Genomic DNA, 23,959 nt, shown 5'->3' with positions numbered 1-23,959 from the left:
CTACGGAGGACGCCACCGTTAGGCGGCAGAAGACAAGAATTACGTCCGGCCAGAATTCCGTGATGCCGGAATTCAGTCAGGAATGTCGGCTTTCGACAACTCTGCAGTGGCGCACGCTGCTATAGCGCGCCCGAATATCTCAGGAGAGGTGACAGGCAAATGAAGATCCTTGTGCCCGTGAAGCGGGTTGTGGATGCGAACGTCAAGGTTCGCGTGAAGGCTGATGGTTCGGCGGTGGAACTCGCCAACGTCAAGATGGCGATGAACCCGTTCGACGAGATCGCGGTGGAAGAGGCGATCCGGCTGAAGGAAGCTGGCAAGGCCGAAGAGATCATCGTCGTTTCGATCGGCCCGCAGCAGGCGCAGGAAACCCTGCGCACCGCGCTCGCCATGGGCGCCGACCGCGCCATCCTGGTCAAGACCGACGAACAGACCGAGCCGCTGGGCGTCGCCAAGGTGCTGAAGGGCGTTGTCGAGGCAGAACAGCCCGGCCTCGTCATCCTCGGCAAGCAGGCGATCGACGACGATTCCAACCAGACCGGCCAGATGCTGGCCGCCCTGCTCGGCTGGGCACAGGGTACCTTCGCCTCCAAGGTGGTGCTCGACGGCGACAAGGCCAAGGTGACGCGCGAAGTCGATGGCGGCCTGCAGACGGTCGAGCTGAAGATGCCGGCGATCGTCACCGCCGACCTTCGCCTCAACCAGCCGCGCTATGCCTCGCTGCCCAACATCATGAAGGCCAAGAAGAAGCCGCTCGACGAAAAGAGCCCGGCCGATTACGGCGCCGACGTCAAGCCGCGCCTCAAGGTGATCAAGACCGAGGAGCCGAGCGGCCGCAAGGCGGGCGTCAAGGTCAAGAGCGTCGCCGAGCTGGTCGACAAGCTCAAGAACGAAGCCGGCGTTTTGTAAGCGATCGGGAAAGGAACAGATAAATGACCATTCTCCTCATCGCAGAACACGACAACGCAAGCCTTTCCGACCAGACCGCCAAGGCGCTGTCGGCTGCCCTGCAGATCGGTTCGGACGTGCATGTGCTGGTTGCCGGCAAGGGCGCCAAGGGTGCTGCCGATGCCGCCGCCAAGCTGAAGGGCGTCAGCAAGGTGCTGCTGGCCGAGGCAGACGAACTGGCCGAGCGCCTCGCCGAACCGACGGCGGCACTCGTCGTCTCGCTGGCCGGCGCCTACGACACCATCATTGCCCCGGCGACCTCGTCGGGCAAGAACATCGCGCCGCGCGTGGCGGCCCTGCTCGATGTCGCGCAGGTGTCGGAAATCATCGAGGTGGTTTCGCCTGATACCTTCAAGCGTCCGATCTATGCCGGCAACGCCATCCAGACGGTGCAGTCGAGCGACGCCAAGAAGGTGATCACCGTGCGCACGGCTTCCTTCCAGGCGGCGCCCGAAGGCGGTTCGGCCGCGGTCGAGACCGTCAAGGCAGCGGCCAATCCAGGCCTGTCCACCTTCGTCGAGAACAAGCTGTCGGAGACCGATCGTCCGGAGCTCACCTCGGCCAAGATCATCATCTCGGGCGGCCGCGCGCTCGGCTCGGCGGAGAAGTTCCAGGAAGTCATCCTGCCGGTCGCCGACAAGCTCGGTGCCGCCGTCGGCGCCTCACGCGCTGCGGTCGATGCCGGCTATGCCCCGAACGACTGGCAGGTCGGCCAGACCGGCAAGGTCGTGGCTCCCGACCTCTACATTGCCGTCGGCATTTCCGGCGCCATCCAGCACCTTGCCGGCATGAAGGATTCGAAAGTCATCGTCGCCATCAACAAGGACGAAGAGGCGCCGATCTTCCAGGTTGCCGACTACGGCCTGGTCGGCGACCTGTTCGTCATCCTCCCGGAGCTGCAAAAGGCGCTTTGACGCTCTCTGCCAAAGCGTATTAAATTGTGAAGGGTGGGGTAGACGAAGCTGCCCCACCCTTTTAGTTTGCACTGCACAAAAAGCAGGCCGCCAAGGCCTTTTCGATGGGATCGCTGCAAATGGCCAAGATCGAGACGATCGGCATTATTGGCGCCGGCCAGATGGGCGGCGGCATCGCGCATGTGTCCGCGCTTTCAGGCTTCAAGGTGCTGATCTACGATATCTCGCCCGACCGTATCGAGAAGGGCATTGCCACCGTCAGCGGCAACATGGCCCGTCAGGTTGGCTCCGGAAAGCTTGACGAAAAGCTGCGCAACGAAGCGATGGCGCGCATTTCGGCGGCTCCCGCCATGGCCGATCTAGCCGGTGCCGATCTGGTGATCGAAGCGGCGACCGAGGACGAGACGGTCAAGCGCAAGATCTATGCCCAGCTCTGTCCGCAGCTCAACCCGGAAGCTATCCTGGCGACCAACACCTCGTCCATCTCGATCACCCGCCTGGCCGCGCAGACCGACCGTCCCGAGCGGTTCATAGGCATACATTTCATGAACCCGGTGCCGTTGATGAAGCTGGTCGAACTGGTGCGCGGCATCGCCACCGAGGACCAGACCTTCGAGGCAGCCAAGAACTATGTGAAGCAGCTCGACAAGACGATCACCGTCTCCGAGGATTTCCCGGCTTTCATCGTCAACCGCATCCTGCTGCCGATGATCAACGAGGCGATCTACACGCTCTACGAGGGCGTCGGCTCGGTCGACGCCATCGACACCGCTATGAAGCTTGGCGCCAACCATCCGATGGGACCGTTGCAGCTCGCCGACTTCATCGGCCTCGACACCTGCCTGTCGATCATGCAGGTGCTGCATGACGGCCTGTCGGATTCGAAATATCGCCCCTGCCCGCTGCTGGTGAAATATGTCGAGGCCGGCTGGCTTGGCCGCAAGACCGGACGCGGCTTCTACGACTATCGCGGCGAACACCCGGTTCCGACGCGCTAACCATCAGAACGCTAGAGCAATTCCAGGAAAAGTGTGTAACGGTTTTCCGTCTGGAATTGCGTAAAAACAAATGCTTAGAGCGCCGTCAGGACGCTGCCGCGAGCGGCGGCTCGGCTTGGCCCTTTGACCCGTTATCGTCAGGCGCCACGGAAACACAGCCGCGACCGGCGGCCTTGGCCGCATAGCAGGCGGCATCGGCGCGGGCGATGATCTCGTCGACTTCGCCGGCGCGGATCGGCGCCACACCGATGCTGGCATCGATCGCATGCGGCCGGCCGTCCCAGGTGAACTGCAGGCCGCGGATGGCGTCGATGATCGAGCGGGCGGCAATCTTGGCGCCGGCGCTCGACCCCGATTTCAGGATGACCGCGAATTCGTCGCCGCCGAGCCGGGCGACGATATCCTCCGGCCCAAGCGCGCCGCGAATAGCCTCGGCAACCCGCCTCAGCAGGGCGTCGCCGGCGGCGTGACCACCAGTGTCGTTGACCAGCTTGAAATGGTCGAGGTCGATGAACATGAAATGATGCTCGCCCACCGGTGGTGCCGAGCCGGCCTTGCGGCTCCGGTCGATCAGCTCTTCCATGGTGCGGATGAAGCTTGAGCGATTGGCAAGGCCGGTCAGCGCGTCATGCGCGGCGGCGTAGGCGAGCTGGCGCTGCAAGGCGCGCGCATCGGTGAAATCCTGGAAGACGATGACCAGGCCGCAGAATTCCTGGCGCTCGTTCATTATCGGCGACACCACATGGCGAATGCTGCAGCGCGTGTCGTCACGGCGGATCAGCACCGCGCGGCTGTTCTGGTCGGCGGGGGTGGAGCCGCCGAGCGCCGGCCGCGTCATGCCGATCCTTTGCCCGGTCTCCTCATCCACCGCCCAGTAGACATGGCCAAGCGTCTTGCCGAGCGCCTCGGCGCCGGCAACACCGGTCAGCTTTTCGGCGACCGGGTTCATGAAGGTGATGCGGTTGGCGGCATCGGTGCAGATGACAGCGTCGCCGATCGACTGCAGCGTTACCCTCAGCCGTTCCTTCTCGTCTGCCAGCATCGCCGCCGACACGATCAGGCTTTCCTCGGTCTGCTTGCGCTGGGTGATGTCGGTCAGGCTGCCTATGGCCCGGATCAGCCGGCCTTCGCTGTCGCGCTCGAGCGTCTTGCCGCGATCGAGGATCCAGACCCAGTGGCCGTCCTTATGGCGCATCCTGAACTCGGCTTCGAAGAACGGTGTCTTGCCCTCAAGATGCGCGCGATCGGCCTCGGCCACATTCTCGCGGTCGTCGGGATGGATCATCGTCAGCCAGCGGTCGGGGTCGCCGTCCAGCTCGCCCTCGGCATAGCCCAGCATCTTCACCCAGGCGGCGGAATAGGTGGTGCCGCCCTTGCGCATATCGAGGTCCCAGACGCCTTGTCCGGCGCTGGCCAGGGCAAAGTTCCAGCGCGTTTCAGCCTCGGCTATGCGTGCCTCGGATTGCTTGCGCGCGTCGATATCCTCGATCTGCGAGACGAGGTAGAGGGGACGGCCGCTCTTCTCGTCGCGAATGATGGAACCGGCAAGATGGGCCCACACCGGCGTGCCGTCCTTCTTGAGGTAACGCTTTTCGAACTGGAAGGCGTTGACGGTGCCCGCCCGGATGCCGTCCATGGTCTCACGGCCGATCTGTAGGTCGTCGGGATGCGTGATCTGGAAGAAAGTCAGCGCCTCGATCTCTTCCTTGCTGTAGTCGAGCATGGCGGCGAAGGCCGGATTGGTTTCGTGGATACGGCCATCGAGGCCGACAATGGCGATGCCGATCGCCGAATCCTCCATGGCGCGCCGAAAACGCTGCTCGCTCTCGGCGATCTGCCGGCGGTCGTCGAGTATCCGGTAAATGAACAGCGCGGCGAGCATCAGCGCAACGGCGGCGACCGGCACCGATATCAGCAGACAGAGCTTCAGCACTTCGGCGCTGACGTCGAGCCGCGACAGCAGCATCGCCACGACGGCGGCGCAAAATCCTCCGGCCGCGAGCACCAAAGCCACGTGACCGTCAGCCCGCAGGCTTTTTCGTTTCCATCGCGTCACCGTGCATGCCACCCCGTGCGCAACACATTTCTGCGGGAAACCTTGGATGATCGATTTTAAGGAAAGGTTGCGCCTGAGCCACCGGCAACACGGTTAACCCGCAAACAATTGCCGGCATGATTAAGGATCGGTGATTATTGCGGGCTATCTCAGGCGGGCCGGTTACCAGCGCACGAAGAACCGTCCCCCGAGCGCGCCGAGCCCGGCAAGGACGGCGATGGCGAGCGTATACCAGGTGGCGACGAAAAGCGGCGAATCGTCGAAGCAGTGCGCGGCATAGAAGGTCGCCGCCAGGCCGCCGGCGAGCAGGCCTGCGACCGCACCGGCAAGCACCGGCCGCGTCGGCGCGCCATAGCGCAGCATCCACAGGAACACAGCAAGCGGCCCGATGCCGATCAGCGGGATGAAGCCCATGCAGATCATCATGTTGGAGCCGACCATGCGCGTGCTCCACATCGGCTCCGGCACCATGAACAGTTCGAGAGCTACGGCCACAGCCACAAGCAGCGGCGCAGCCGCCATCCAGGCTGCGGCTCTCGCCGTCGAAGCGCCCGGTGTCGACAGTGCCCGGATCAGGCCAAACGCGGTGATGGCAAGCACGATGGTGAAGACGAATTTCGCCAGGAACCGCATCGTGTGCATGGCGATCATGATGTCGGGACGTGGCCCGATGGTGAGAAAGAAGACCACCGCCGCGATCACCACCGCCGCAGCCGCAGCCATCCACCAGGCCGAGCGCAGCGGCATCGCCTTGCTGCTGATATCAGCGTCGAGTGCCTTGATGAGATCTTCGGTTCTCATGTCACTGCCGCCCGAAGCGTTTGGCGATCGCGGCAAGCCCGCGATGCAGCGACACCCTGACCGCCGTCTCGCTGACACCGAGCTTGGCTGCCGTCTCGCCGATGGAGCGGCCATCGACAGAGATGGCCGAGACCACGGAACGCTGCGCCGGCGGCAGGCCGTCCAGCGCCCGATTGATGTCGCGTTCGCTGACGGTCTCGGTTTCCGGCTCGGCAAAGGTCTCGGCGATCTCGTCGATCTCGATCTCGATGCGCCGGCCGCGCCGCCGGAAGGCATCGATCAGCTTGAAGCGGGCAATCGCATAGATCCACGGCAACACCGGCGCGTCCTGGCGCCAGGTATGCCGTTTCACATGAATGGCCAGCAAGGTTTCCTGCACGACATCCTCGGGATCGACCCCGCCCTGTACGATCTTGCGCCTGACAAAGCCGCGAACCAGTGCGGCAATCCGGTGCAGAAAGTCGGCGTAGGCCCTTTCGTCTCCCGCGATTGCGGCCCGCATCAGCCGGGAAAGCTCGGCCTCATCCTTGCCGCTCACAAGAGTTCACTCCCCGATCTTCGCGCTTCGGCGCTGATTTGTTACGTGGCCAACGAAATAATGTCCAAGCCAAAGTGCCGCAAAATCACGAAAGTTTGCGGGCGAGCGACGGATTGAAGCAGCCCACCAATGTTGACTATGGTATTCAGGTATCGGTAGGTGCAGCCGTGCAAAACCAGAACCGCTGCGATCGAGGATGACGCCATGAAATATGCTCTTTCCACCCTGGTCGGCGCCACCGCGCTGGCAATCGGCATGATCGCCGGTCCGGCGATGGCGGAAGATGCCGGCATCATCGTCTACAACGCCCAGCACGAGAGCCTGGCCAAGGAATGGGTCAATGGTTTTACCAAGGAAACCGGCATCAAGGTCACGCTGCGCAATGGCGGCGACAGCGATTTCTCCAACCAGATCGTCGCCGAGGGCGCTTCTTCGCCAGCCGACGTGTTCCTGACCGAGAACTCCCCGGCCATGACCCTGGTCGAAGCGGCGGGCCTTTTCGCGCCGGTCGACGCCGATACGCTGGCCCAGGTTCCGGCTGAATTCCAGCCGAGCAGCGGCAAATGGGTGGGTGTCGCGGCGCGCAGCACCGTCTTTGCCTACAACAAGACCAAGCTCACCGCCGACCAGCTGCCCAAATCGATGCTCGATCTCGCCGATCCGAGCTGGAAAGGCCGCTGGGCCGCCTCGCCGTCGGGCGCCGATTTCCAGGCCATCGTCAGCGCGCTGCTTGAGCTCAAGGGCGAAGCTGCAACCGCCGACTGGCTGAAGGCGATGAAGGAGAATTTCACCGCCTACAAGGGCAACGGCACGGTGATGAAGGCGGTCAATGCCGGCGAGATCGAAGGCGGCATCATCTACCACTATTACTATTTCGGCGATCAGGCCAAGACCGGCGAGAACAGCAAGAACGTCGAGCTGCACTATTTCAAGAACCAGGACCCCGGCGCTTTCGTCTCGATTTCCGGCGGCGGCGTGCTGGCCTCGAGCAAGCATCCGAAGGAAGCCCAGGCGTTCCTGAAATGGGTGACCGGCAAGGGCGGTCAGGACGTGCTGAAGAGCGGCACGTCCTTCGAGTACGCGGTCGGCAAGGGCGCCGACTCTAATCCCAAGCTGGTGCCGCTGGCCGATCTGCAGGCGCCGAAGGTCGACCCGGCAAAGCTGAACTCCAAGAAGGTGACCGATCTGATGACGGCAGCCGGCTTGCTTTAGTCCGCGTTCGTCCTAAAAGGGCAACGTTTGCGCTCCTGCGAGGCTTTCCGCAGGAGCGCTCTGTTTTCGGGATGGCATTGTCCATGACGACACATTGCGTTTCCGGCCGCGCCTGCGGCGCCCCCGCTCCGGCGGCAGTGGCGCGGCCGAGCTGATGCAATCTGCGGTCGATCTCGCACGTTCAGGCCAGGCAGCCGGGCGCTCCCGCCGGCAGCCCATGTCCTGGATCGCTCTTGCCGCCATCATCGTCTCGCTGCTGTCGCTGCTGCCGCTTGCCTTCATCATCTGGATCGCGGTGCAGACGGGCTGGGACACTGTCTCGGACCTGGTCTTCCGGCCTCGCGTCGGCGAACTTCTGATCAACACCGTGCTTCTGGTGGCGCTCGTTGTGCCCATCGCCATCGTCCTGTCGATGGCGCTGGCCTGGCTGACCGAGCGCAGCGACCTGCCCGGCGCCCGGCTGTGGGCCTGGCTGTCGGTGGCGCCGCTGGCCATTCCCGCCTTCGTGCACTCCTATGCCTGGATTACCCTGGTGCCGGGACTGCACGGCCTTTGGGCCGGCGTGCTGGTGTCGGTCCTCGCTTATTTCCCGTTCCTCTATCTGCCGATCGCGGCGTCGCTGCGCCGGCTCGATCCTGCCTTGGAAGACGCCGCCGCAGCGCTCGGCCTCGGACCGTCGCGGGTGTTCGCACGCGTCGTGCTGCCGCAGCTGAGACTCGCCATTTGCGGCGGCGCGCTGCTGGTCGGCCTGCATCTGCTGGCCGAATACGGCCTCTATGTCTTCATCCGCTTCGACACGTTCACCACAGCGATCGTCGACCAATTCCAGTCGACCTTCAACGGCCCCGCCGCCAACATGCTGGCCGGCGTTCTGGTGACCTGCTGCTTCGTGCTGCTCGCTCTCGAGGTGCTGGTGCGCGGCGAAGAGCGCTATGCCCGCGTCGGCTCAGGTGCGGCGCGCCACCGGCAGCGCAGCAGGCTCGGACGCGCCACGCTGCCTTGCCTGGCTCTGCCTGCCATCACCACGCTGCTCGCCATCGGCGTGCCCTTCGTCACCATCGGCCGCTGGCTGGTCGCCGGCGGCGCCGATGTCTGGCGTTTCGACGAGATCGGCCTGGCGCTTGGCCAGACGCTGTTCCTGGCGCTCGCCGGCGCCCTGCTTGCGACCATCGCCGCCATGCCGATGGCATGGATCTCGATCCGGGCGCCGGGGCCGCTGCAGCGGCTGCTCGAGGGCTGCAACTACATCGTCGGCTCGCTGCCCGGCGTCGTCATTGCGCTGGCGCTGGTCACCATCACCGTGCGCATTGCCATGCCGCTCTACCAGACGCTGTTCACCATCCTGGTCGCCTATGCCCTGATGTTCCTGCCGCGCGCTCTGATCAGCCTCCGCGCGTCGATCGCGCAGGCGCCGATCGAGCTTGAACGCGCCGCCGCCAGCCTCGGCCGGCCGCCGCTGAAAGCGCTGTGGTCGACGACGATCCGCCTTTCGGCGCCTGGGGCCGCGGCCGGCATGGCCCTGGTGGCGCTCGGCATCATGAACGAACTGACCGCCACCCAGATGCTGGCGCCCAACGGCACGCGCACGCTGGCCATGGCGTTCTGGTCCTACAGCGGCGAGATCGACTATGCGTCCGCCGCGCCTTACGCCTTCATCATGGTGGCGATGTCGCTGCCGCTGACCTGGCTGCTCTATGTCCAGTCGAAACGGATGGCCGGACGATGAGCTTTCTCGAAATCAGCGGCCTCACCAAGCATTACGGCCCGGTCGCCGCGCTTGCCGGCGTCGACCTCAGCGTCGCCAGCGGCAGCCGCACCGCGATTGTCGGCCCGTCCGGCTGCGGCAAGACGACGTTGCTGCGGCTCATCGCCGGCTTCGAGGCGCCCGACCAGGGCCGCGTCGTGCTCGACGGCGAAGTGCTGGCCAATGGCGGCCATGCGGTTCCGGCGCATCGCCGCGGCATCGGCTTGGTGGCGCAGGACGGCGCCCTGTTTCCGCATCTCAGCATCGCCGACAATATCGGCTTCGGCATGGCCCGCGGCGAGGACCAGCGCACCGAGCGCATCGCCGAGCTTGCCTATACGGTCGGGCTCGACAAGGCGATCCTCAAACGCCGCCCGCACCAGCTCTCGGGCGGCCAGCAGCAGCGCGTGGCACTCGCCCGCGCCATGGCGATGAAACCCAGGCTGATGCTGCTCGACGAGCCGTTCTCGGCGCTCGACACCGGCCTGCGCGCCTCGATGCGCAAGGCGGTTGCCGAATTGCTCGAAGCTGCCGGGATCACCACCATCCTGGTCACCCACGACCAGGCCGAGGCGCTGTCGTTCGCCAGCCAGGTCGCGGTCATGCGTGACGGGAAGTTCTCGCAGGTCGGCACGCCGCGTGAACTCTATCTGCAGCCGAAGGACCGGATGGTCGCCGAGTTCCTTGGCGACGCCATCATCCTGCCGGCAAAGGTTTCAGGCGGCTTCGCCACCTCCTCGCTCGGCCGCATCGCCGTCGATAGCAAGGAGCGCCGCGACATCGCCCGCATCATGCTGCGGCCGGAGCAGGTGCAGGTGAACCGCACGTCGCGCGAAGGCATGTCGGGCCCGCCGGGCACGATCTTCGCGGAGGTGACGGACTCGGAGTTCGCCGGCTCGATGTGCACCATTGCGGTGCGGCTGTTGAACAACCCCGATCCGCCTGACGCAGCCGCGATCGGCAACACGCCGCTGATCCTGCGCAAGCCGGGCATGGACGCGCCCGCCGTCGGCGAGATCGTGCGCCTGACCGTCTCCGGCAAGGCGCACGTCTTCGCCTAGCGAGATCAGCTCCTAGTCAACCCTCTGGCCCGTCGCCGGTGACCAAAGCGGCCAAGTCTCGAGGAAGTCGTTGTTGTGCACGACCACGCGTCGCGCGGCGGCGTCGATGAGCACGATGCCGTAGGTCGGTGGCGCCTGCTCGACAACCTCCTCACCGACGAGGTCGAGCATGAAGCGGGCATGCAGGCCACGCTGCGCCGTGAACGGAATGCCGACGACCGTGCCGGCAATGTCGCGGTGGACGTGGCCGAAGAAGATATGGCCGACATTGCCATGGCGCGTCAAAAGGTCGAGGAAGCGCTGCGGCCGTTCCAGCCCGAGCGGATCGAGCAGCGGCAGACCGAGCTCGACCGGCGGATGATGCAGGAAGATGTAGGCCTGCCGTCCCGCCGCCTCAGTGAGCCGCGTGTCGAGCCAGGCAAGCCGTTCGTCACAGAGTTCGCCAGTGACGCGGCCTTCGGCCAGGCTGTCGAGGAACAGCAACGATGCTTCCGGCGTATCGACGACCGACTGCACGAAGCCATTGTCGTCGGTCGGGTTTTCGGGAAATGCCGCCACCAGATTGGCCCGCCGGTCGTGATTTCCCGGCAGCAGCCGGTATGGCAGCGAAAGCCGGCTCAAGGCCGATTTGAGATCGGCGTAGCTTTCAGGCGCCCCGGTCTCGGTCAGGTCGCCGCTGAAGACACAAAGGGCGGCATCACCATGGCGGGCATTGATGTGGTCGATGCAGCGGTCGAGCCGCTCATGCAGGTTCGCGCCATAGCGGATCTCGCCGCGCCGTCCCAGATGGACATCGGTGACCTGGATGATTTTCATGCGAACTTTTCCCTGGGAGATTGCTTTGCCGTCCGTCCGAAGCGGACGGAAATGCGCTTGCCGATGGCTGCAAAAATCAGAGTGCCGGTTCCGGCACCGAAGCCTTGAACACGTCGAGGCGGCTGCCGGTCTCCGACGAGAAGAAGTGCAGGTCGGCTTCAGAGAACTGCAGGCCGACCGTGCTGCCCGGCACCGGATGCACGGTCTCCGACGTCACCACCGAGAATGGTGCACCGTCGAGATCGACATAGACGACGCGTCCGGCGCCGAGTTCTTCGACCAGGTCGACGGTCGCTTCGAGAGCGCCCGGCGTGCCCGCCGCAACCAGACGTACGGACTCCGGCCGGATACCGACCGCGACCTTGCTGCCGACCGGCAGGCCGGTGCGCGAAACGTTGAGCTTGCGGCCGTCGCCAAGCAGCGACAGGCCGTCGAGCGTCACCGTGCCTTCGAGCATGTTCATTGCCGGCGCGCCGACGAAGGTGGCGACGAAACGGCTCGCCGGGCGGCTATAGACTTCGGCCGGCGTTCCGACCTGTTCGACGCGGCCGCCATTCATCACCACCAGCCGGTCGGCCAGCGTCATCGCCTCGACCTGGTCGTGGGTGACGAACACCGAGGTAGCGGCGAGCCGGCGGTGCAGTTTGCGGATTTCGGAGCGCATCTGCACGCGCAGCTTGGCGTCGAGGTTGGACAGCGGCTCGTCGAACAGGAACACCTTCGGTTCGCGGATCATGGCGCGACCCATGGCGACGCGCTGGCGTTGGCCGCCGGACAGCGCCATCGGCTTGCGGTCGAGCAGATGCTCGAGCTCCAGCGTGCGGGCAACCGCCTGGATGCGCTGGGTACGCTCGTCGGCGGGAACACCCGATACTTTCAGCGAATAGCCGATGTTCTGCGAAACACTCATATGCGGATAGAGCGCGTAGTTCTGGAACACCATGGCGCAGCCGCGCTCGCGCGGTTCGAGCTTGTTGACCACCGTGCCGTCGATGGCGATCGTGCCGCCGGAAATATCCTCCAGCCCGGCGATCATGCGCAGCAGCGTGGACTTGCCGCAGCCGGATGGGCCGAGAATGACGACGAACTCGCCGGACGCGAAGTCGAGGCTAACGCCGTGCACGACCTGCATCTTGGCGTAGCTCTTGGTGACGTCGCGGATGGTGATGGAGGCCATTGTTTGCTCCTTATTTTTCGGTGGCGATCAGGCCGCGCACGAACCAGCGTTGCATGAGCACCACGACGACCAGCGGCGGCAGCATGATGATAAGCGTGCCGGCCATGGCAATGTGCCATTCGGGCGCGCCGCCGACATTGGGGATGAGCTGCTTGAGTTCGGTCACCGCGGTCGCGTGCGACTGGTCGGTGGTGATGAGCAGCGGCCACAGATACTGGTTCCACGCCCACAGGAACATGATGGTGCCGAGTGCGGCCATGTTGTTGCGCGACAACGGCAACAGGATATCGATGAAGAAGCGCAGCGGTCCGGCGCCGTCCATGCGCGCTGCCTCGGTCAACTCGTCGGGAACGGTCAGGAAGAACTGCCGGTAGAGGAAGGTGCCGGTGGCGGTGGCGATCAGCGGCAAGATCAGACCGGGAAAGGAATTGAGCATTCCCAGGTTGAGCGCGACATGCACGCCCGAAACCTTCTCGATCAGCCAGGATAGACCGGTAAGATCCATGATCGTCTGATAGGGTTCGAGCACATTGGCGACGACCGCATAGGTCGGCACGATGCGCACCTCCAGCGGCAGCATCAGCGTCACGAAGATCAGCCAGAAGATGAAGGTGCGGCCGGGATAGCGGAAATAGACGATCGAGAAGGCGGTGAGCGCCGAGATGATCACTTTGCCGGCGGCGACACCGGTCGCCATGATGAAGCTGTTGAGCAGCTTCGGCCCGAGGTCGGCCGTCACCCACGCCGTCTTGATGTTGACCCAGAAGTCGCTGCCCGGCAGCAGCGACATCGGCACGTCGTTGACGTCCTTGAGGTTGTGCGATGCGGCGATGGCCACGATGACGAACGGCGCGATGCAAAATACGAAGCCGACGAACAGGATCACATGGGTGAAGAAATTCAGCAACGGAGTGCGCTCTACCATGGTCATCTCACCTGTAGTGCACGCGCCGCTCGATGAAGCGGAACTGGAAGATGGTGAGCACGATGATGAGCAGCATCAGGATGATGCTCTGCGCGGCGGCGCCGGAATAATCGAGCCCTTTGAAGCCGTCCGAATAGATCTTGTAGACCATCAGATTGGTGGCGTTGGCAGGGCCGCCCGAGGTCATGATGTCGACGATGCCGAAGGAATCCTGGAAGCTCTCGGTGATGTTGATGACGAGCAGGAAGAAGATGGTCGGCGTGATCAACGGGAACTGAATGTCCAAGAAGCGCCTGATGACGCCGGACCCGTCCATAGCCGCCGCCTCGATCAGCGAGCGCGGTATGGCCTGGAACGCGGCGAGGAAGAAGATGAAGTTATAGCCGACATATTTCCACGAAAAGGCAACGATGATCGAAGCCATGGCATCAGCGCCGTCAAGGCCGGGATCCCAGAAGCCGGGCCAGACCTGGTTGACGACGGCCATGAAGCCGGCTTCCGGCGCCAGAATGAAGCGGAACGCCAGCGCCAGCGCGGGCGCGGCGATGCCGTAGGGCCATATCAGCACCACGCGGTAAAAGCGCGAGCCGGCAAGCTGGCGATCGGTGAGCGCGGCAAGAACGAGCGCGATGAACATCGCCAGGCCGGTGCTGATGCCGGCGAAGATGAGGCTGGCGCTGATCGAGTTCCAGTAGTCGGCGTTGGACAGGATCGAGCGGAAATTGTCGAGCCCGACCCAGATGTTGCCGCCTCCCCAGGGCTGCTGCAGCGTCAGCGACCAGTATACCGCCTGGCCGGCAGGCCAGTAGAAGAAGGTGAAGATCAAAAGCAGCTGCGGCACCGCGAAGAGGATGCCGATAGTCCACCTGCTGAAGGTAACGCGTTTTTCCATTGATCCGCCCAGGCCGTTGAACCGCCGGCCCGTTTTCCTGCATGAACTAGAGCATGGTCCCAAAAAGTGGGTACCGGTTTTTGGAAAAGATCATGCTCCAAAGAGGGCTAGATACGAAATGGCCGCCCGTCGATTCTTGGCGGGCGGCCATACCGGTATCCGGGGTCAGGGCAGAGTCTTGCCCGGATAGGTCTGCTGGAAGCGCTCAAGGATGGCGTCGCCGTTCTTGACCAGCGTGTCGATACCTTCCTGGACGCTGACCTTGTTGGCGAAGATCGCCTGCATCTGGGTGCCGAACTCGGCGCGGATCTGGGTGAAGTTGCCCAGACGGATGCCGCGGGTGACTTCGGTCGGCTCGGACGCCGTCAGGCTGGCGATTGCGGTTTCACGGCCCTTGTAAGGCGCCTTGTCGTAGAAGCCGGTGGACTTCATGTACTCGAAGCCCGACTTGGTCACCGGGATGTAGCCGGTGTTGGTCGACCAGAACAAAGCCGTCTTGGGGTCGTGGATGAAGTTCAGGAACGCGGCAGCGCCCTTGTATTCCGCATCCGACTTGCCCGACAGCACCCACAGCGAAGCGCCGCCGACGAGCGAATTCTTGCGCTCGGTGCCGGCATAGACCGGCAGTTCGGCGACATCCCAGTTCATGCCTTCTTTCTGCGTCTTGCCAACGGTGCCGTGGTCGCCGACCGAGGTCATGATGACCTGGCAGGTGCCGGTGGCGAAGGACTGGACCATATCCTGGCCGAGGTCCTTGGACTTGATCTTGATCAGGCCGGCGTCATACCACTTCTTCAGATCGGTGACGTACTGGACGAACTTGGTCTTGTTGACTTCCAGACGGGCGTCGAGGCCGTCATAGCCGTTGTTCTTGGTCGCGATTGGCTGGTTGTGCAGCGCCGAGAACTGCTCCATCAGCTGCCAGCTTTCATTGGCCGAGATGTTGATCGCCATCGGGCATTCATAGCCGGCGTCCTTCAGGGCCTTGAGGTCGGCGCCGACATCTTCCCAGGTCTTGGGCGCTTCGGTCTTGCCGATCTTGGCGAAGGCATCCTTGTTCCAGTACATCAGCGGGGTCGAGGAATTGAACGGGAACGAGAGCATCTCGCCCTTCGACGTCGCGTAGTAGCGGGCGATGCCGGGGAAATAGTCGGCGTAGTCGATCTTGTAGCCGTTTTCTTCCATCAGCTTGTCGGCTGGCTTGTAGGCGCCCGACAGCATCATGGTAGCGGTGCCGACATCATAGACCTGGACGATGGCGGGCTGCTTGCCGGCGCGGAAGGCGGCGATGGTGTTCTGCAGCGTCGCGTCGTAATTGCCCTGGCTGGTGCAGACGACTTCATAGTCGGCTTGCGAAGCGTTGAAGTTCTTGCACAGCGTATCGACGACGCGGGCGAGGTCGCCCGACAGGCCGAACCAGAAATCAAATTTGACCGGCTCCGCGGCAGCCGGCTGCGCCAGCGCGATGCTGAAGGCGCCGGCGGCAAGGGCGGCAAGGCCCTGCTTGAAGATCGACATGGATTTTATCCCTCTTGAGTGGCTGATGACATCAGGCTTTGCGCAAGTCCCTTGCCGCTCTCATAGAGAAGGTATGTGACAGTTCTGTTGTGCCCTTTCAGGCCTGTGGACAGCCAGTCTCTCCTCCTCGACGGCCACGCGGCATGAAACCGTCACATCGGCGCTCTAGGTAGCTAGGGCGCCTCGGAACGGCGAAAAGCCCCGGCCGAAAGAATGATTATCCGGCTAATGTATCCTGCCAGATGACGGGGCCAGATGAAGGGCTTGAGTGGAGAGACGAATGCTGGTCCAGCAATTGACGCATGTGCCCGTCGCCGACCACCAGGCGATGTGCGAAGGCCCGCGCGACAGCGCCACCCACCTGCGTCATGCAGCCGCCATTCCCGCGCTCGGCGGCGGCACGGCGTCGCGCGAAAAAGCCGGCGACACCCTGAAAGTGGTGGCCTGGAACGTTGAGCGGCTTCGCCATGGTGATGCCATAGCGACAACGCTTGCCGCCCAGTCTCCCGACGTGGTGCTTATGTCCGAGGTCGACAACGGCATGGCGCGCTCTAGCAATGGCCATCCATTGCGGACGCGCTGCTCGTGACCCGTGCGCCTGGAATGAGAAAAGATCGCCGCAAGGTACAACCCGAAAAACCCGCTGTAGTTGTGACGCGCATAACCGATTCTTCAAGCGTCCGGCACTAATCAAGTCGATGGCTTGATTGCTGCGGGAGAGCAGGTGGGGCGAGATGCTGACGGTCTATAATTGCATCGTGCACGAGCACGATCTGAGACTGGTCGCACTGGCAGCCCTCATTTGCGGTATTTCTTCCTTCTCGGCGGTCAATCTGCTTCGCCATGTCGACCGCTCAAGCGAGCGCAACCGCTATACCTGGCTGATGATATCAGCCACTTCCACCGGCTTCGGTATCTGGGCGACGCACTTCATCGCCATGCTTGCCTTTTCTCCGGGAATACCCAACGCGTACAATGCGGAACTGTCGGCGCTTTCGCTCGCCGCTTCCGTCGCCCTGACAGCCGCCGGCATGTGGATCGCGACCTTGCGCCGGGGCATCGACTACGCCTTGGTCGGCGGCGCGATCCTCGGTGCCGGCATCGCCGCCATGCACTATATCGGTATGGCCGCTTTCGAGGTCGAAGGACGCATCGTCTGGAACACGCTTCTGGTCGCAGTCTCGCTGCTGGCAGGCGTCACCCTCGCCGCGCTGGCGCTGCTGGTCGTGCTGCGGCGCCCGTCCATGCAGGCGACCATCGGCGCCGCCGTCCTGTTGACGCTGGCGATCTGCACCCTGCATTTCATCGCCATGGGCGCGGTGTCGATCTTCCCGGACTCCTCCATCGAGATATCGCGGTTCACGGTCGCGCCGGTGTCGCAGGCCTTCGCCGCCGCTGCAGTCAGCCTGGTGATCCTGGTACTTTCAGCCGCGGCACTGTGGATCGACCTGCGCTTCCGCCGTCACAAGCTCGAGGCCGAGCGTATGCACGGCCTCGCCAACGCCGCCGTCGAAGGCCTGATCGTCTGCGACGGCACCCGCATCGTCAGCGCCAATGACAGCATCGCCGCTCTCACCGGCATGGCGCCGGAAGCGCTGAACGCGATGCTGCTCGGCGACCTTTTCGGCGAACGCACGGCGGCCAGCATGTCCGACTGCAGCGGACGGGCACTGGAAGCCGAGTTGAGAAGCCATGACGGCATCGCCATCCCCGTCGAACTGATCGCCAGGAGCATCGACTATTGCGGCAAGCGGCACAGCGTCGTTGCAGTACGCGACATCCGCGAACGCAAGAAGGCCGAGCAGGAGATCCTGCGCCTCGCCCACTTCGACCCGCTGACCGGGCTCCCCAACCGCCGCAGTTTCTCCGGCCGGCTCGAGGCCGAAATTGCCGCAATGGACCGCGGCGGCAAGGGCGGGCATCTTGCGCTGCTGCTGCTCGACCTCGACCGCTTCAAGGAAGTGAACGACCTGTTCGGGCACGGCGCCGGCGATGCCATGCTGCAGAAGGTGGCGCTATGCGCCTCCGGCGTGCTCCGCCAGGGGCAGATGCTGGCGCGTCTCGGCGGCGACGAGTTCGCCATCATCGCCCCGAACCTTTCTGATCCGCAGGCAGCCGGCCGCATTGCCGAGGCGGTGCTGGCGTCGATGCGCGAGGAAAACCGGCAGTCGGTCGGCGGCGGCCTGGTGTCGGCCAGCATCGGCATTGCACTTTATCCGCTCGACGCCGACGAGCCGGCAGCCCTGGTCAGCCACGCCGACACCGCGCTCTATCGCGCCAAGGCCGAAGGCAAGGACACCTACCGTTACTTCGAGGCCTCGATGGGCGCCGAGGCGCGCGACCGGCGCGTGATGGAGCACGAGCTGCGCCAGGCCATAGCGCGCAATGAGTTTCGCCTCGTCTACCAGCCGCAAAAGGAGATCAGCAGCGGGCGGATGGTCGGGTTCGAGGCGCTGATCCGCTGGCGCCATCCGCAGCGCGGTGACGTGCCGCCGGCGACCTTCATCCCGGTGGCCGAAGACAGCGGCGTCATCATTCAGATCGGCGAATGGGTGCTGGCGACAGCCTGCGCCGAGGCTGCCCGCTGGAAGAGCCCTCTCACAGTCGCGGTCAATGTTTCGGCGGTGCAACTCCACAACCCGAATTTCAGCCGCAAGGTCCACGAGGTCCTCCTTGCCTCCGGGCTAGGCCCCGGCAGGCTCGAACTCGAGATCACCGAAACGGCGCTGGTCAAGGATATGCCGCGCGCGCTCGCCACCTTGCGGCAGGTCAAGGCGCTGGGCGTGCGTGTGGCGATGGACGATTTCGGCACCGGCTACTCCTCGCTGTCCAACCTTCGCGCTTTCCCCTTCGACAAGATCAAGATCGACGGCTCGTTCATCAAATCGGTCGACAGCAACGGCCAGGTGGCGGCCATCGTGCGCGCCGTGCTGGGGCTTGGCCGCGGTCTCGGCCTGCCGGTTCTGGCCGAGGGCGTCGAGACGCTGGACGAACTGAAATTCCTCGACGCCGAGGCCTGCGAGATTGGCCAGGGCTATTATCTTGGCCGGCCGAGCCCGATCGAGGCGTTCAGCGAACTGACCGGCGTCACTGCACCGCCAGCTGAGGACGACGCCACGATCAAACCGCGTGGCGGCAGCATCCTGATGCTCGAACCGGCGGCGGCGCTTCGCTCAGCCTAGAGCAATTTCAGGAAAAGTGTGAAACGGTTTTTCCGTCCGAAATTGCGTCAAAAAAAGAGTTAGAGTGGGTGGCCGTTTCCGTGAAACGGTAACCCGTTCTAACGCGCGAGCGCGGCCTCGACGAGCCGCTTGGCATCCGGTCCCGACCATTCGGCCGGGCCATTCATATGGGCGACCAGGCAGCCTTCGCCGTCGATCAGCATGGTGACGGGAAGGCCGAGCGCCAGGCCGCGTGTCTTGACGTCGTTGAACAGCGCCAGCGTCGAATCGCGGTAGTAACCGAGCTTCTCGATGCCGATGTCGCTGAGGAATTTCTTCGGCTTCACATCGTCGCCGGCATCGACATTGACCGCGATCACCTCGAAGGCGTCGCTGCCCTTTTCCTTCTGCAGCGCATCGAGCGCCGGCATTTCGGCGCGGCAGGGCGCGCACCATGTCGCCCACAGATTGAGCAGCACCGTCTTGCCGGCATGGTCGGCGATCGTCATCGGCTTGCCGTCGGGACCGTTGAAGGCCAGGCTTTTCAGCGATTGCGGCGGATCGGCGGGCAACAATGCGGCAACCTGGCCCGTGGCCGCAGATGCAACCTTCTTGGCGCGGTCGCTCTTGGCGGCACAGGCGACGTCGTCCTTGCCGCCGCCGGCGGCAGCTTGCGCTGGCGCGCTGCCGGAGGCTGCGTTGTTGCCAGAACCGCTCTCGCTGACATATACCGCGACCGCGCCAGCCAGCACGCCTGCCACCAAAGCGGCAAGGATCAGGCGCGGGGCCGGGAAGTATCTATTGCCGTCTGCCATTATTCTAAAACTGCTCCGGAGCACGGGTTATAGCGATGAGCGACAAGAAGGCCAGCAACCAGATGTGGGGCGGACGTTTTGCCTCGGGTCCGGCCGCCATCATGGAAGCGATCAACGCGTCGATCTCGTTCGACCGCAAACTCTATGCGCAGGACATAAGAGGTTCGATCGCCCATAGCGAGATGTTGGCGCAAACGGGCATTATTTCGGCGGCCGATCAAGAAAAAATCGCTCACGGCCTGAACACGATCCTGAAAGAGATCGAGGCCGGCACGTTCGAATTCTCGACCCGGCTGGAAGACATCCACATGAATGTCGAGGCCCGCCTCGCCGATCTGATCGGCTCGGCCGCCGGCCGCCTGCACACCGCCCGCTCGCGCAACGACCAGGTCGCGGTCGATCTCCGGCTTTGGGTCAAGGACGAGTGTTTCCGTGTCGCCGAGGCGCTGAAGGGTCTGATATCAGCCTTCCTCGAGCGGGCCGAGGAGCATGCGGCAACCGTCATGCCGGGCTTCACCCACATGCAGGCAGCGCAGCCGGTGACCTTCGGCCACCACTGCATGGCCTATGTCGAGATGTTCTCGCGCGACCTTTCGCGCGTCCGCGACGCCATCGAGCGGATGGATGAAAGCCCCTTGGGCGCGGCAGCCCTTGCCGGCACCAGCTTCCCGATCGACCGCCACCAGACCGCAAAAGCGCTCGGCTTCCGCGAACCGATGCGCAATTCGCTGGACAGCGTTTCCGACCGCGATTTCGCGCTGGAGTTCCTGGGCCTGGCAGCGATCTGCGCTACGCATCTGTCTCGGCTCGCCGAAGAGATCATCATCTGGTCGACACCGCAGTTCGGCTTCATCAGGCTATCAGATTCCTTCTCCACCGGCTCCTCGATCATGCCGCAGAAGAAGAACCCGGACGCCGCCGAACTCGTGCGCGGCAAGACCGGCCGCGTCACCGGCCATCTGGTCGGCCTGCTGACGGTGATGAAGGGCATGCCGCTGACCTATGGCAAGGACATGCAGGAGGACAAGGAATCGGTCTTCGACGCCGCCGAAACGCTCGATCTGATGCTGGCGGCGATGACCGGCATGGTGCGCGACATGACGGTGAACGCCGCTGCCATGAAGAAGGCCGCCGGCTCCGGCCACGCGACCGCGACCGACCTTGCCGACTGGCTGGTGCGCACGCTCGGCCTGCCTTTCCGCGAGGCGCATCATGTCACCGGCCGCGCGGTGGCGCTGGCTGAAGAGAAGAAGGTCAGCCTGGAGAAGCTTTCGCTGGAGGACCTGCAGTCGATCAACCCGGGCATCACGGAGGACATCTTCTCGGTGCTTGCGGTGCAGAATTCGGTCAAGAGCCGCACAAGCTTCGGTGGCACCGCGCCGTCGGAAGTCAGGAAGCAGATCCGCACCTGGAAAAAGCGCATCGCCAAGGCATGATGCCGGGGGTGCAATGCGCCGAAAACTCGGTTAAAAGCGGCAGCACATAGAAGTTTCGGACGGATGGATCGATGACCGCACGCAGGATTTTGGTGACGCTGACGCTGCTGACGGCGATGGTCGCCGTAACCGCCTGCGGCCGCAAGGCCGGTCTCGACACGCCCTATGAAGCAGCCGTCCAGGCCCGCAAGGACGCCGAGCGCGCCAAGCAGCCGGTGCCGCCGGAGCCGGAAAAACCGGTCGTGGACAAGAAGTTCATCCTCGACCCGCTGCTCTAGAGCCGACGAGACCGGCTTAGTTTATCTGGACCGGGTCTCTTGCTCCAACTTCCGGAAACACTCTCGTGAACCATTTCGACTACCGCGACGGCGTGCTCCATGCCGAGGACGTGGCGATACCAGACATCGCCGCAAGCGTCGGCACGCCGTTCTATTGTTATTCGACGGCAACGCTGACCCGGCATTTCCGCGTCTTCGCCGATGCCTTCGCCGGGCTCGACACGCTGGTCTGCTATGCCTTGAAGGCGAATTCCAACCAGGCGGTGCTGCGCACGCTGGCAAGGCTGGGAGCCGGCGCCGACACCGTCTCGGAAGGCGAAATGCGCCGCGCGCTTGCCGCGGGCATCCCGGCCAACAAGATCGTGTTTTCCGGTGTCGGCAAGACCGCGCGCGAAATGGATTTCGCGCTCGAGGCCGGCATTCTCTGCTTCAACGTCGAATCCGAGCCGGAGCTGGAATTGCTGTCGGCCCGCGCCACGGCACTCGGAAAGGTGGCGCCGGTCTCGCTGCGCATCAACCCGGATGTCGACGCCAGGACGCACAGGAAGATCTCCACCGGCAAGGCCGAGAACAAGTTCGGCATTCCGTGGCAAAGAGCGCGCCAGGTCTATGCCCGTGCCGCCGGCTTGCCGGGCATCAAGCCCATCGGCATCGACACCCATATCGGCAGCCAGATCACCGAGTTGCAGCCCTTTGACGACGCCTTCGCGCTTCTGGCGGAACTGGTCGGCGCGCTGCGCGCCGATGGCCACGCCGTCGAGCACGTCGATGTCGGCGGCGGCCTCGGCATCCCCTACCGCACCGACAACAGCCCGCCGCCTCTACCGGATGCCTATGCCGAGATCGTCAGGAAGCATCTGACAAAGCTTGGGGTGAAGGTGATGTTCGAGCCGGGCAGGCTGATCGTCGGCAATGCCGGCATACTGGTCTCGGAAGTGATCTTCGTGAAGGAAGGCGACGCCAAGAATTTCCTCGTCGTCGACGCCGCCATGAACGATCTGATCCGGCCGACCCTCTACGATGCCTTCCACGACATCAAGCCAGTGGTGCAGCCGCCGGCCGACACGCCGCGCATGGCGGTCGATGTCGTCGGCCCGGTTTGCGAGACCGGCGACTATCTCGGCCTCGATCGTGACCTGCCCCGGCTGAAGTCTGGCGATCTCATTGCCGTCTCGACGGCCGGCGCCTATGGCGCGGTGCAATCCGGCACCTACAACACAAGGCTTCTGGTGCCTGAGGTTCTGGTCGACGGCGACCGCTTTCATGTCGTGCGCCAGCGCCAGACCTATGACGAGCTGATCGGCCTGGATTCGGTGCCCGACTGGCTTGCATAGAAGCCGCCGCGCCGGCTGCGCTACAGCCGGTTCTGGATGAGCATCCTTGTGTCGGCGATCTTGTCCTCGTCGCGGCGGTAGAACGTCCATTGCTTGATGCGCTTGGGGCGCAGCAGGCCGGCCTGGGTAAGCACGCGCATATGCTCGGAGAGCGTCGCCTGCGTAATGCCGAGCTTCTCTGCGATCAGCAGCGCGCAAACGCCGTCCTCGACCAGATCGCCGTCTGCCTGGGCCGGGAAATGCGCCCGCGGATCCTTCAGCCAGTCGAGGATCTGCAGCCTGCGTTCGTTGGCGATCGCCTTGAAGACATCAACCTCTTGCATTTAGCCATTTTGCCAAGTTACTAATTGCTGTCAATCCCAAGGAGATGGTCATGACCAACGGCAACAGCATCACGCGCGAACGCATTGCCGCGATGGAGCCGCGCATCCGCCCCTATGTCAGACACACGCCGGTGTTGCGCGTCGACATGGCCGATTTCGACCGGCCGCCGCTGGCGGTCGACCTCAAGCTCGAATGTCTGCAGCATTCCGGTTCGTTCAAGGCGCGCGGCGCCTTCACCAATCTGCTGGAACGGCCGGTGCCCGCGGCCGGCGTCGTCGCGGCGTCGGGCGGCAATCATGGCGCCGCTGTCGCCTATGCCGCCATGCGGCTCGGCCACAAGGCGACGATCTTCGTCCCCGAAGTCAGCCCGCCGGCCAAGCTTCAGCGCATCCGCGGCTACGGCGCCGAACTGATCGTCGGCGGCGCCCGCTATGCCGAGGCGCTTGCCGCCAGCGAGGCTTTTGCCGAAAAGACCGGCGCCTTGCAGATCCACGCCTTCAACCAGGAAGAAACACTCGTCGGCCAAGGCACGCTCGGCCTCGAAATCGAGCAAGACTTGCCTGAAATCGACACGCTGCTGGTCGCCGTCGGCGGTGGCGGCCTGATCGGTGGCATCGCCGCCTGGTTTGCCGGCCGCATCAGGATCGTCGCCATCGAACCCGAAGGCGCACCGACGCTGCATCGCGCCTTCGAGGCCGGCCACCCGGTCGATGCGCCCGCCGAAGGCGTCGCCGCCGATTCGCTGGCGCCCAAGCGCGTTGGCGAGATGATGTTTCCGATCGCCGAAGCCTTCGTCGAGCGCTCCATCCTGGTCACCGACGACGCCATCATCGCCGCGCAGAAGGCACTGTGGGAGCGGGTGCGGATCATCGCCGAGCCGGGGGGCGCCGCAGCCTTCGCAGCGCTATTGTCCGGCCGCTACACGCCGGCGCCGGGCGAACGGATCGCGGTCCTGGTCTGCGGCTCAAACACCGATCCGGCGAAATTCTGATTCTTGCTTTGACTGAATTG

The 23,959-nt window shown here is 64.0% G+C and carries 22 protein-coding genes; 12 read left to right on the top strand and 10 right to left on the bottom strand.

Annotated features, from left to right (window positions below; genetic code table 11):
* The first annotated feature begins 159 nt into the window (after positions 1-159).
* From AC1DXM_RS21830 to AC1DXM_RS21820, 3 genes are all read left to right on the top strand, one after another.
* Positions 160-909, top strand: coding sequence for an electron transfer flavoprotein subunit beta/FixA family protein (locus AC1DXM_RS21830; protein ID WP_013892836.1), 750 nt, complete (start codon positions 160-162; stop codon positions 907-909).
* A gap of 23 nt (positions 910-932) precedes the next feature.
* Positions 933-1,862 carry an electron transfer flavoprotein subunit alpha/FixB family protein gene (locus tag AC1DXM_RS21825; protein WP_477236050.1) on the top strand — a complete coding sequence of 310 codons (930 nt, stop codon included), beginning with the start codon at positions 933-935 and terminating at the stop codon, positions 1,860-1,862.
* 119 nt (positions 1,863-1,981) lie between these two features.
* On the top strand, positions 1,982-2,860 hold the full coding sequence (locus AC1DXM_RS21820) for a 3-hydroxybutyryl-CoA dehydrogenase (RefSeq protein WP_352585434.1): 879 nt from the start codon (positions 1,982-1,984) through the stop codon (positions 2,858-2,860).
* An 85-nt stretch (positions 2,861-2,945) separates the two neighbouring features.
* Here AC1DXM_RS21820 and AC1DXM_RS21815 read toward each other — a convergent pair whose 3' ends face one another.
* The 3 genes from AC1DXM_RS21815 to AC1DXM_RS21805 form a co-directional block, all read right to left on the bottom strand.
* Entirely contained in the window at positions 2,946-4,874 is a 1,929-nt protein-coding gene (locus tag AC1DXM_RS21815) for a PAS domain S-box protein (protein WP_477236047.1), read from the bottom strand.
* Between the two features lie 204 nt (positions 4,875-5,078).
* On the bottom strand, positions 5,079-5,717 hold the full coding sequence (locus AC1DXM_RS21810; protein WP_477236045.1) for an NrsF family protein: 639 nt from the start codon (positions 5,715-5,717) through the stop codon (positions 5,079-5,081).
* Between the two features lies 1 nt (position 5,718).
* Positions 5,719-6,255: a sigma-70 family RNA polymerase sigma factor gene (locus AC1DXM_RS21805; protein ID WP_112562252.1), complete on the bottom strand. Its 537-nt coding sequence runs from the start codon at positions 6,253-6,255 to the stop codon at positions 5,719-5,721.
* Between the two features lie 204 nt (positions 6,256-6,459).
* Here AC1DXM_RS21805 and AC1DXM_RS21800 point away from each other — a divergent pair, with 204 nt between their 5' ends.
* From AC1DXM_RS21800 to AC1DXM_RS21790, 3 genes are all read left to right on the top strand, one after another.
* The gene (locus AC1DXM_RS21800; protein WP_477236043.1) at positions 6,460-7,467 is read left to right on the top strand and encodes an iron ABC transporter substrate-binding protein; all 1,008 of its coding nucleotides are present in this window, start codon (positions 6,460-6,462) and stop codon (positions 7,465-7,467) included.
* A gap of 154 nt (positions 7,468-7,621) precedes the next feature.
* Positions 7,622-9,193 (top strand): ABC transporter permease, encoded by a 1,572-nt coding sequence (locus AC1DXM_RS21795; RefSeq protein ID WP_477236041.1) that lies wholly within the window; start codon positions 7,622-7,624, stop codon positions 9,191-9,193.
* Complete coding sequence (locus tag AC1DXM_RS21790; RefSeq protein ID WP_477236039.1) at positions 9,190-10,272, top strand: ABC transporter ATP-binding protein; 1,083 nt, start codon at positions 9,190-9,192, stop codon at positions 10,270-10,272. The genes AC1DXM_RS21795 and AC1DXM_RS21790 overlap by 4 nt, the downstream gene beginning before the upstream one ends.
* Before the next feature lie 12 nt (positions 10,273-10,284).
* Here the strand turns inward: AC1DXM_RS21790 and AC1DXM_RS21785 are convergent, their stop codons facing one another.
* The 5 genes from AC1DXM_RS21785 to AC1DXM_RS21765 form a co-directional block, all read right to left on the bottom strand.
* Positions 10,285-11,088 carry a phosphodiesterase gene (locus AC1DXM_RS21785; RefSeq protein ID WP_477236037.1) on the bottom strand — a complete coding sequence of 268 codons (804 nt, stop codon included), beginning with the start codon at positions 11,086-11,088 and terminating at the stop codon, positions 10,285-10,287.
* A 76-nt stretch (positions 11,089-11,164) separates the two neighbouring features.
* The gene (gene ugpC, locus AC1DXM_RS21780) at positions 11,165-12,265 is read right to left on the bottom strand and encodes a sn-glycerol-3-phosphate ABC transporter ATP-binding protein UgpC (protein ID WP_477236035.1); all 1,101 of its coding nucleotides are present in this window, start codon (positions 12,263-12,265) and stop codon (positions 11,165-11,167) included.
* Between the two features lie 10 nt (positions 12,266-12,275).
* The gene (locus AC1DXM_RS21775; protein ID WP_477236033.1) at positions 12,276-13,190 is read right to left on the bottom strand and encodes an ABC transporter permease subunit; all 915 of its coding nucleotides are present in this window, start codon (positions 13,188-13,190) and stop codon (positions 12,276-12,278) included.
* Positions 13,191-13,197: 7 nt separating this feature from the next.
* Complete coding sequence (locus tag AC1DXM_RS21770; protein ID WP_477236031.1) at positions 13,198-14,082, bottom strand: carbohydrate ABC transporter permease; 885 nt, start codon at positions 14,080-14,082, stop codon at positions 13,198-13,200.
* 165 nt (positions 14,083-14,247) lie between these two features.
* The gene (locus tag AC1DXM_RS21765) at positions 14,248-15,600 is read right to left on the bottom strand and encodes an extracellular solute-binding protein (RefSeq protein WP_477236029.1); all 1,353 of its coding nucleotides are present in this window, start codon (positions 15,598-15,600) and stop codon (positions 14,248-14,250) included.
* A 280-nt stretch (positions 15,601-15,880) separates the two neighbouring features.
* On the opposite strand from AC1DXM_RS21765, the gene AC1DXM_RS21760 reads away from it, so the two are divergent.
* A complete protein-coding gene (locus AC1DXM_RS21760) occupies positions 15,881-16,189 on the top strand; it encodes a hypothetical protein (protein ID WP_477236027.1) in 309 nt (102 codons plus the stop codon).
* 145 nt (positions 16,190-16,334) lie between these two features.
* Positions 16,335-18,782 carry a bifunctional diguanylate cyclase/phosphodiesterase gene (locus AC1DXM_RS21755; RefSeq protein WP_477236025.1) on the top strand — a complete coding sequence of 816 codons (2,448 nt, stop codon included), beginning with the start codon at positions 16,335-16,337 and terminating at the stop codon, positions 18,780-18,782.
* 98 nt (positions 18,783-18,880) lie between these two features.
* Here AC1DXM_RS21755 and tlpA read toward each other — a convergent pair whose 3' ends face one another.
* On the bottom strand, positions 18,881-19,576 hold the full coding sequence (gene tlpA, locus AC1DXM_RS21750; protein WP_477236023.1) for a thiol:disulfide interchange protein TlpA: 696 nt from the start codon (positions 19,574-19,576) through the stop codon (positions 18,881-18,883).
* A gap of 35 nt (positions 19,577-19,611) precedes the next feature.
* On the opposite strand from tlpA, the gene argH reads away from it, so the two are divergent.
* The 3 genes from argH to lysA all read left to right on the top strand — a co-directional run bounded on the left by argH (position 19,612) and on the right by lysA (position 22,624).
* A complete protein-coding gene (gene argH / locus AC1DXM_RS21745; protein WP_477236021.1) occupies positions 19,612-21,012 on the top strand; it encodes an argininosuccinate lyase in 1,401 nt (466 codons plus the stop codon).
* A 71-nt stretch (positions 21,013-21,083) separates the two neighbouring features.
* Positions 21,084-21,290, top strand: coding sequence for a hypothetical protein (locus AC1DXM_RS21740; RefSeq protein WP_112562243.1), 207 nt, complete (start codon positions 21,084-21,086; stop codon positions 21,288-21,290).
* Positions 21,291-21,355: 65 nt separating this feature from the next.
* Positions 21,356-22,624, top strand: coding sequence for a diaminopimelate decarboxylase (gene lysA / locus AC1DXM_RS21735; RefSeq protein WP_477236019.1), 1,269 nt, complete (start codon positions 21,356-21,358; stop codon positions 22,622-22,624).
* Between the two features lie 20 nt (positions 22,625-22,644).
* Here the strand turns inward: lysA and AC1DXM_RS21730 are convergent, their stop codons facing one another.
* Entirely contained in the window at positions 22,645-22,947 is a 303-nt protein-coding gene (locus AC1DXM_RS21730) for an ArsR/SmtB family transcription factor (protein ID WP_112562241.1), read from the bottom strand.
* 50 nt (positions 22,948-22,997) lie between these two features.
* Between AC1DXM_RS21730 and AC1DXM_RS21725 the strand changes: the two genes are divergently transcribed.
* Positions 22,998-23,939 (top strand): threonine/serine dehydratase, encoded by a 942-nt coding sequence (locus AC1DXM_RS21725; RefSeq protein WP_477236017.1) that lies wholly within the window; start codon positions 22,998-23,000, stop codon positions 23,937-23,939.
* Positions 23,940-23,959: the final 20 nt, after the last annotated feature.

It is taken from the genome of Mesorhizobium sp. P3_A2 (assembly GCF_056403115.1).
This window is presented reverse-complemented; position numbering and strand designations above follow the sequence as displayed.